Annotated in this window: 8 protein-coding genes and 1 riboswitch; of the genes, 6 read left to right on the top strand and 2 right to left on the bottom strand. The window is 49.8% G+C overall.

From position 1 onward, the window contains the following. The coding region (locus ABNT28_RS09560; RefSeq protein WP_348721467.1) for an XdhC family protein at positions 1 to 131 on the top strand (131 nt) is incomplete at its 5' end. Next, positions 128 to 751 carry a nucleotidyltransferase family protein gene (locus ABNT28_RS09555; RefSeq protein ID WP_348721466.1) on the top strand — a complete coding sequence of 208 codons (624 nt, stop codon included), beginning with the start codon at positions 128 to 130 and terminating at the stop codon, positions 749 to 751. The genes ABNT28_RS09560 and ABNT28_RS09555, both read left to right, overlap by 4 nt. 45 nt (positions 752 to 796) lie before the next feature. Here ABNT28_RS09555 and ABNT28_RS09550 read toward each other — a convergent pair whose 3' ends face one another. Further along, a complete protein-coding gene (locus ABNT28_RS09550) occupies positions 797 to 1,984 on the bottom strand; it encodes an acyl-CoA dehydrogenase (RefSeq protein WP_348721465.1) in 1,188 nt (395 codons plus the stop codon). Positions 1,985 to 2,158: 174 nt separating this feature from the next. On the opposite strand from ABNT28_RS09550, the gene ABNT28_RS09545 reads away from it, so the two are divergent. Continuing rightward, the gene (locus tag ABNT28_RS09545) at positions 2,159 to 3,487 is read left to right on the top strand and encodes a DNA polymerase IV (RefSeq protein WP_348721464.1); all 1,329 of its coding nucleotides are present in this window, start codon (positions 2,159 to 2,161) and stop codon (positions 3,485 to 3,487) included. Continuing rightward, positions 3,484 to 4,227: a sulfite exporter TauE/SafE family protein gene (locus ABNT28_RS09540; RefSeq protein ID WP_332924456.1), complete on the top strand. Its 744-nt coding sequence runs from the start codon at positions 3,484 to 3,486 to the stop codon at positions 4,225 to 4,227. The genes ABNT28_RS09545 and ABNT28_RS09540 overlap by 4 nt, the downstream gene beginning before the upstream one ends. Here the strand turns inward: ABNT28_RS09540 and ABNT28_RS09535 are convergent. Further along, positions 4,224 to 5,045 (bottom strand): GAF domain-containing protein, encoded by an 822-nt coding sequence (locus ABNT28_RS09535; protein WP_332924457.1) that lies wholly within the window; start codon positions 5,043 to 5,045, stop codon positions 4,224 to 4,226. The two genes, ABNT28_RS09540 and ABNT28_RS09535, sit on opposite strands and share 4 nt — an antisense overlap. 152 nt (positions 5,046 to 5,197) lie before the next feature. After that, a riboswitch (TPP riboswitch) is annotated at positions 5,198 to 5,298 on the top strand. A gap of 46 nt (positions 5,299 to 5,344) precedes the next feature. Between ABNT28_RS09535 and thiD the strand changes: the two genes are divergently transcribed. Together thiD and ABNT28_RS09525 are read left to right on the top strand one after the other, a co-directional pair. Next, complete coding sequence (gene thiD / locus ABNT28_RS09530; protein WP_348721463.1) at positions 5,345 to 6,151, top strand: bifunctional hydroxymethylpyrimidine kinase/phosphomethylpyrimidine kinase; 807 nt, start codon at positions 5,345 to 5,347, stop codon at positions 6,149 to 6,151. Continuing rightward, the coding region (locus ABNT28_RS09525; protein ID WP_348721462.1) for an FAD-dependent oxidoreductase at positions 6,144 to 6,324 on the top strand (181 nt) is incomplete at its 3' end. The genes thiD and ABNT28_RS09525, both read left to right, overlap by 8 nt.

Raw genomic sequence — 6,324 nt, 5'->3', positions numbered from 1 at the left:
CGGCTGGATGTAATGCTGACAGCATTGCACGAATACACGCCCCGGCTGGCCTTGATATTGGGTCAAAGAATCCGGCAGACATCGCCATATCTATTCTGGCCGAATTAATAGCAACACGGAACGGCAAATGACAGGGCGCAAAATAACCGCGATCATGCTTGCCGCTGGCCTATCCAGACGCATGCTGACTGGCACCAAATTACTGGCCCCTTTGGGCGGCGCACCATTGATCCGGCATAGTGTGAAAAATCTGTGTAAAAGTAATTTTGACAACATCATTGTTGTGACTGGCTATAAAGCCAATGCGGTCATTGAAGCGCTGGATGATCTACCTGTTACAATCATCAAAAACCCCGATTACACCGATGGCCAGGCCAGCTCGGTAAAGGCTGGGCTAAAGGCCATTGCAAAAGACAGTGACGATATATTGATCGCACTAGGTGACATGCCGCTAGTGTCTAAAGCGCTGATCGACACATTATGCACAGCACATAAAGACAACCCCGACGCCGATAACAGCATCACCTTGCCATGCCATGCGGGGCAACACCGCAATCCTGTGATTTTTGGCAAGGCCTTTTTCGGATTACTGGCAACACTTGTAGGTGATGAAGGCGCCCGCCAGATCATTAGTGATCATGACAAGTCAATTACCCACATTGACTGGCCTGACAAAACCGAGTTCATGGATGCCGACACACCGGACATGCTAGCCGCGATCAGAACGCATTTCGATGCGCATTTGCCCTGACGTGCGATCACAGATCGCTTCTTTATATATAACCTGAATTCTGGCCTAAAAGAACGCCTGCAGGCCGGTTTGTGCGCGCCCAAGGATCAACGCATGCACATCATGCGTTCCTTCATAGGTATTCACCGTTTCCAGATTCTGTGCATGGCGCATGATATGATAACCAATCTGGATACCATTACCGCCATGCATGTCGCGTGACGCCCGCGCAATATCTAACGCCTTGCCACAATTATTACGCTTCATGATCGAGATCATTTCCGGCGCAAAACGGCCTTCATCCATCAACCGCCCAACGCGCAAAGCACCTTGCAATCCCAGCGAAATCTCGGTTTGCATGTCAGCCAGCTTTTTCTGGAATAATTGGGTTTGTGCAAGGGGACGGTCAAATTGCTTGCGATCAAGACCATATTGACGCGCGCGATGCCAGCAATCTTCTGCCGCGCCCATAACGCCCCAGCTGATGCCATAACGGGCGCGATTAAGACAGCCAAACGGTCCTTTTAACCCTTCAACATGCGGCAGTATCGCATCTTCGCCTACCTCGACGCCATCCATAACAATCTCACCTGTCACTGACGCACGCAAAGACAGCTTGCCACCAATTTTTGGTGCCGATAGTCCGGCCATGCCTTTTTCCAGAATGAACCCTTTGATCTTGCCATCATGCGCATCCGAATGTGCCCAGACAACAAACACATCCGCGATAGGCGCGTTTGAAATCCACATTTTTGACCCTGAAATCCGATAACCATTGGCGGTTTTTTCAGCCCGCGTTTTCATGCCTGCTGGATCTGATCCGGCATCTGGTTCGGTCAGACCAAAACAGCCAATCATGTCGCCACTCGCCAGTTTCGGCAGATATTTCAGGCGTTGTTCTTCTGAACCATATTCATAAATCGGAAACATCACCAAAGATGATTGTACGGACATCATCGAACGATAGCCTGAATCAATGCGCTCTACTTCGCGGGCAACAAGGCCATAGGCAACATAGCTAGCACCAATACCACCATATTGTTCGGGTATTGTGATCCCAAGCAGTCCAGTTTGCCCCATCAAACCAAATAACTCTGGCTCGACAGTCTCGTTCATATAGGCATTTTCGACCCGCGGCAACAGATGCTCAGCCGCAAAGGCGGCGGCGGAATCGCGGATTAATCTTTCGTCTTCCTCAAGCTGGCTATCCAGCAGAAACGGGTCATCCCATACAAAAGGCTGCATCTTCGACATAACGGTCTCCAGAACCAAAATCACCTGATCGTAAATGGTATTTTATGCGGCATCTTTCAAGCACCCTGACATCCCTGCGCAAAAACCGCCGATCATATATCTCTTATCTAAATCTCACGTATCAGGGGCAATTTTACCATAGCGCGCAAATAGCGTGACAGCTACACTTCTATTATGGCGCCTTCAATTTCGACAACTTCATCATTTGCTATTCTGTGCCGTTCATGCGGGCAGGCTGGATTCATTGGTGATGATGTAGCCCCAACAACCTGTCCGGCATGTAACGGGCATGACATAAGAAGCCACCCCGAAATGTTCGATCTGAACATTGCCCATATCGATTGTGATGCTTTTTATGCGTCAGTTGAAAAACGCGACAATCCAGAACTTCGCAACAAACCTGTTATTGTTGGTGGCCGCGAACGTGGGGTTGTGGCGGCAGCTTGCTATATTGCCCGAAAAGCTGGCGTTCATTCCGCCATGCCGACATGGCACGCGATGAAAAAATGTCCTGATGCAGTTGTTATCCACCCACGGATGAGTCACTATGTTACTGTCAGTCACCAGATCCGTGACAAGATGTTCTCACTAACACCGCTGGTTCAGCCTGTTTCCATTGATGAGGCTTTTCTTGATCTAAGCGGTACACGCACCTTGCATCGCTGTAGTCCGGTCGAAGCACTGGTGCGCCTTCAACATGAAATCCGTGATGAAATCGGCATCACTGTATCGATTGGATTAAGTGGTACAAAGTCACTGGCAAAAATGGCATCTGATCGTGACAAGCCAGATGGGTTATTCATCATTGGCATGAAAGATGTTGATAGCTGGCTGGCGGGACAGGATCTTGGCGTTCTATATGGTTTGGGTAAATCAGCAATCGCGCGGCTGAACGCTGCTGGATTTTATACATGCGGCGATCTGGCCAATGCGGATATGCAGGCGCTTCGCATTGTGCTTGGCAAACAGGCTGGCCAGATTCAGGCACTTGCCCGCGGTATTGACCCGCGCCCAGTTGCTAACAATGCCGCAGCCAAAAGCATCTCAAGCGAGACCACATTTAATAAAAACCTATCCAGCTTTGATGATCTGGAAGCCGAACTCGAAGCTCTATGTGTGAAAGTCTCAACGCGCCTCAAAGCCAAAAATATCAGCGGATCACGCCTGATCATAAAATTGAAACGTGCCAACCATCAGATATTAACCCGAAGCAAGACCATGCAGACCAGCACTAACAAAGCACATATCCTGTTTGCCATTTCGCGCGACCTTGTCAAAGCCGAAGTTGCACCAAATCGTACCTATCGTTTGCTTGGTGTTGGTGTCGATCAATTTGGTGATGTGACACCGGATGCCAGCCTCTTTGATATGTTCGAGATGGATGATGATCGAGCTGACCGGCTTGAAGACGCGCTTGATACAGTGTCGCGCAAACTTGGCCATGACGCGGTGATGAGCGGACGACGCTTTCAACGCACCAAAAAACCAGATAAACCAAAATGATGTCTGGCTTTTATATATTTCTTGCACTTGGCGCGGCTTGTGGCGGGTTTATCAATGGACTGGCTGGATTCGGTACAGCCCTATTTGCACTTGGTTTCTGGCTTCATATCATGCCACCTGTGCAAGCGGTTGCGATAACCTTGGCTGTATCCATTACAGTTGGTGTGCAGGGTGTCTGGGTGGTGCGCACCGCGATCCGTAACAATTACCGGCGCTTATTATGGTTTCTTATACCGGGCATTTTGGGTGTTCCTATTGGCGTGGCCAGCCTAACCTATCTTGATGCCACTATTCTGAAGCTTGTCATTGGCGTCATATCCATCATCTATGGTTTGTTTTTTCTGGCACAGCGATCCTTGCCGCGCGTGACCTGGTCAATGCCTGCGGCTGATGCGCTGGTTGGTTTCATATCAGGAATTTTTGGCGGTGCCGCCTCTCTGTCTGGTGCGTTGATGATGATGTGGAATGCGGTACGCGATTGGGAAAAAGCCGAAATTCGCGCGGTTCTGCAACCATTCAATTTTGTGGTTTTGTCACTTGGCACAGCGATGCTGGCATTTAACGGTGCCTATGACATACAGACACTTTCATATCTGGCAGTTGCGATACCGGTGGCACTATTATCCGCACAAGCTGGCATTGCCTTATTCAGGCGCATGCAAAATGACGCCTTTCGACGTCTGCTTATCATCATGATGCTGATGTCGGGGTGCGTTCTTGTGCTTCGCAACCTTGCCTAAAGGCCGCTAATTTGTGACAGCATATCATCAAGCATGATATTGGCCTGATCGCCTGTGATCTTGATCTTGTTCATCACCTTGGTCTGCAACCCCATCTCGAATTGCAGATTGCGCCCCTGTGACGACAAACCGACCTTGCCTGTTTCGACAAGCTCGGCAAGGCCAGATGCCTGCAACCGCGCACCATCATCCATATCTATGTCAAAGTCACAGCACAGACGGATGAAATGCTTGAAATCGTCAAACCCACAATCAGGGTTGTTCTCGGCGAAAATATCCAGTGCCTTCAGCATTTTTTGCGACGTCAATTCGCGCTGTTCCGTTTGCATATCTAGCTGATGCGCCATATTGACGGTGATCTTTTTGACAAGCTCGATCTTATCTTCACTCATCGCCTTGGGCGTATCATGAACCATGCACAATGTGCCAAGCGCATAATTATCCTTGTTAATGACCGGAAAGCCGGCATAGCCCTTTTTCAGCCCGGCATTCTTGATATTTGGGAAATCCTTGAACTGTTCACTTTCACTTAAATCCGGTGCCATGAGTGGATCAGTACTCAGCAAAACATAGGAACAAACATTATGAACATCGCGGACGCTCTTGCCTTCAGTTTCCCGTCCGGCAGCCGCGATATGGCATTGAAAATCGGCATCAAACAGGCTGAATGTCGCAGTGTCAAACCCCGTAATATCCTTCGCCAGATCACAATATATCTGGAAAAGATCGCCTTGGTCGTTATCCAACATTCCCGTTTTCACAACAGCTTGGGCACGTCGTTCTTCATTAGCGGGTCTTGGTGCCAATTCAACAGTCATTACATGCTCCTTAAAGCAACAGGGATTCAGCTCACGCCAATCATATTTTTAAATTATGTTTAACTAATAAAAAACATTGGCATAGCTTTGCACCCTTTTCAATATGCCCCAGACCATCAGGCTTGATAAAATCTGCAAGATAGGTCATAAAAAAGAAACCGTTGGGGTGTTCGTGTGAACTGAGAGGCCGTCTGGCCAACCCATAGAACCTGATCCGGGCAATGCCGGCGTAGGAAACGGATAGTACTCCGCTCTTATACCGTAATCGCTCGTCGACATAGCTGACGAAATGTAACTCTATGAGCGAAATAGTTCTGACAATTGCAGGCTCTGATAGTGGTGGCGGGGCTGGTATTCAGGCTGATCTGAAAACCTTCAGCGCTTTAGGCGTCTATGGTGCCAGCGTCATCACGGCTGTGACCGCCCAGAACACCAGAAGCGTAACCGCTGTTCACCCGATTCCGGTGGATGTGATTGCCCAACAGATCGAAGCGGTGCTGTCCGATCTTGATGTCAAAGCCATCAAAATCGGCATGTTGGCAACCTGTGACGTGATCGATGTGGTCGCTGACAGCCTCGCCAATTTTGCTGGTCATATCGTGCTTGATCCGGTGATGATCGCCAAGTCAGGTGACGCCTTGCTGGCTGATGATGCGGTCGCATATCTGCTGAAAAAGCTGGTGCCGCGCGCAAGTCTGCTGACACCCAATTTGCCCGAAGCCGCGCATCTTCTGGGGGTCACACAAGCTGATGATGCAGCGCAGATGCAGATGCAGGGCGAAGCTTTGCTTGCCAAAGGCGCCAAAGCCGTGCTGATGAAAGGTGGGCATGGCAGTGCTGATATATGCACCGATATTTTGTTTCACGTGAAACATTCGCCATTACGCCTGACCGCGCCGCGTCTCAATACTGTCAACACGCATGGCACTGGTTGCACCTTGTCTTCAGCCGTAGCAGCAGGTCTTGGGCGCGGCCTGGATATGGCCAATGCGGTAACTGTCGCACATGCCTATCTGCAAGGGGCGATCAAGGCAGCTGACGATCTGAATATCGGCAGTGGTCATGGGCCTGTTCATCACTTTCATAAGTTGTGGCATCATGAATAATATTTCTATCATTGGTGGCGGTGTTGCCGGACTTTGCATTGCTAGCGAGCTTGTTGCTCGCGGCGTTCATGTGCGCATTTATGACAAAGCTGGCAAGCCTGGCCCGCATGGCTGTTCTTGGTGGGCAGGCGGGATGCTGGCACCTTTTTGCGAGTCCGAAAGCGCCGAAGAAC

The organism is uncultured Candidatus Puniceispirillum sp. (genome assembly GCF_963979125.1).
GTDB lineage: Bacteria > Pseudomonadota > Alphaproteobacteria > Puniceispirillales > Puniceispirillaceae > Puniceispirillum.
The sequence above is the reverse complement of the archived record's forward strand: the minus strand, read 5'-3'. Positions and strand labels throughout refer to the sequence as shown.

Coding starts and splice junctions, on each gene's coding strand:
- thiD (WP_348721463.1), top strand. CDS start 5,345: ATGAGCGAAATAGTTCTGACAATTGCAGGCTCTGATAGTGGTGGCGGG.
- ABNT28_RS09545 (WP_348721464.1), top strand. CDS start 2,159: ATGGCGCCTTCAATTTCGACAACTTCATCATTTGCTATTCTGTGCCGT.
- ABNT28_RS09535 (WP_332924457.1), bottom strand. CDS start 5,045: ATGACTGTTGAATTGGCACCAAGACCCGCTAATGAAGAACGACGTGCC.
- ABNT28_RS09550 (WP_348721465.1), bottom strand. CDS start 1,984: ATGTCGAAGATGCAGCCTTTTGTATGGGATGACCCGTTTCTGCTGGAT.
- ABNT28_RS09555 (WP_348721466.1), top strand. CDS start 128: ATGACAGGGCGCAAAATAACCGCGATCATGCTTGCCGCTGGCCTATCC.
- ABNT28_RS09540 (WP_332924456.1), top strand. CDS start 3,484: ATGATGTCTGGCTTTTATATATTTCTTGCACTTGGCGCGGCTTGTGGC.